Below are 1,843 nucleotides of genomic sequence, written 5' to 3'. Positions count from 1 at the left end.
ACCGAGTTGTAGTTCGGCGTGCCGTCCGTCTTCTTGTCGTACGTCACCGCGGCAATCGACTTGCCGTCACCATCGATCAGGCCCGACGACTTCAGCTGCGACACGTTCACTGCGTCCAGGTCGGCCGTACCAGCCTTCACGTTCGACAGCGTCGTGCCCGTCTTGCCACCGGCCAGCGTCACCTTGTCCTTCGTCGTGCTGTCGTACACCACTGCCAGCGATTCGCCCGTCGTCTTGTCGATCACGCCGCCATCCGTCAGCGTGTCCTTCAGGTTGCCGAGATTCTCGTTCGTCGCGAACAGTTGCGAACCGTTCACCGCGTCCGTGCTCGTCGCCGACAGTGCACCGGCCTTCACGTTCGTCAGCGTCGTGCCGCCTTCGCCTGCCAGCGTCGCCGACTTGTAGTTCGGCGTGCCATCGGTGTTCTTGTCGTACGTGATTGCAGCGAGCGACTTGCCGTCCTCACCAACGAGGCCCGACGACTTCAGCTGCGACACGTTCACTGCGTCCATGTCCGCCGTACCGGCCTTCACGTTCGACAGCGTCGTGCCCGTCTTGCCACCGGCCAGCGTCACCTTGTCCTTCGTCACGCTGTCGTAAGACACGGCCAGCGGGTTCATGCCGCCTTCCACGTCGCCGATCGCTTTGGTCAGTTGATCGACGTTCACCGCGTCCGTGCCGGCCTTGCCCTGTGCAACGTTCGACAGCGTCACCGGGCCCGTCGACTTCCCGCCGCCCAGCGTCACCGAGTTGTAGTTCGGCGTGCCGTCCGTCTTCTTGTCGTACGTCACCGCGGCAATCGACTTGCCGTCACCATCGATCAGGCCCGACGACTTGAGCTGCGACACGTTCACCGCGTCCATGTCGGCCGTACCGGCCTTCACGTTCGACAGCGTCGTGCCCGTCTTGCCACCGGCCAGCGTCACTTTGTCCTTCGTCGTGCTGTCGTACACCACCGCAAGCGATTCACCCGTCGTCTTGTCGATCACGCCGCCATCCGTCAGCGTGTCCTTCAGGTTGCCGAGGTTCTCGTTCGTCGCGAACAGTTGCGAGCCGTTCACCGCGTCCGTGCTCGTCGCCGACAGTGCACCGGCCTTCACGTTCGTCAGCGTCGTGCCGCCGTCGCCCGCCAGCGTTGCCGACTTGTAGTTCGGCGTGCCATCGGTGTTCTTGTCGTACGTGATTGCAGCACGCGACTTGCCGTCTTCACCAACGAGGCCCGACGACTTCAGCTGCGATACGTTCACCGCATCCATGTCGGCCGTACCAGCCTTCACGTTCGACAGCGTCGTCCCGGTCTTGCCACCGGCCAGCGTCACTTTGTCCTTCGTCGTGCTGTCGTACACCACCGCAAGCGATTCACCCGTCGTCTTGTCGATCACGCCGCCATCCGTCAGCGTGTCCTTCAGGTTGCCGAGGTTCTCGTTCGTCGCGAACAGTTGCGAGCCGTTCACCGCGTCCGTGCTCGTCGCCGACAGTGCACCGGCCTTCACGTTCGTCAGCGTCGTACCGCCGTCGCCCGCCAGCGTTGCCGACTTGTAGTTCGGCGTGCCGTCCGTGTTCTTGTCGTACGTGATTGCAGCAAGTGACTTGCCGTCTTCACCGATCAGGCCCGACGACTTCAGCTGCGATACGTTCACCGCGTCCATGTCCGCCGTACCGGCCTTCACGTTCGACAGCGTCGTACCCGTCGCGCCACCGGCCAGCGTCACCTTGTCCTTCGTCGCGCTGTCGTAAGACACGGCCAGCGGGTCGGAGCCGCCGTTCTTCGCCATCGCGTCCAGCGCGTCGCCGACGTTGTTGTACGTCGTGTCGCCAACCTTGTACGTCGGTGCCGTGATGT

The 1,843-nt window shown here is 63.5% G+C and carries 1 pseudogene; it reads right to left on the bottom strand.

The features are described from left to right. Window positions 1-1,843: pseudogene (locus tag ABIC50_RS33955) on the bottom strand (YadA-like family protein); the annotation flags it as partial.

It is taken from the genome of Burkholderia sp. 567, assembly GCF_040545115.1.
Taxonomy (GTDB): Bacteria; Pseudomonadota; Gammaproteobacteria; order Burkholderiales; family Burkholderiaceae; genus Burkholderia; species Burkholderia ambifaria.
Note: the sequence above shows the minus strand (reverse complement) of the source record. Positions and strands in the feature narration are given on the sequence as shown.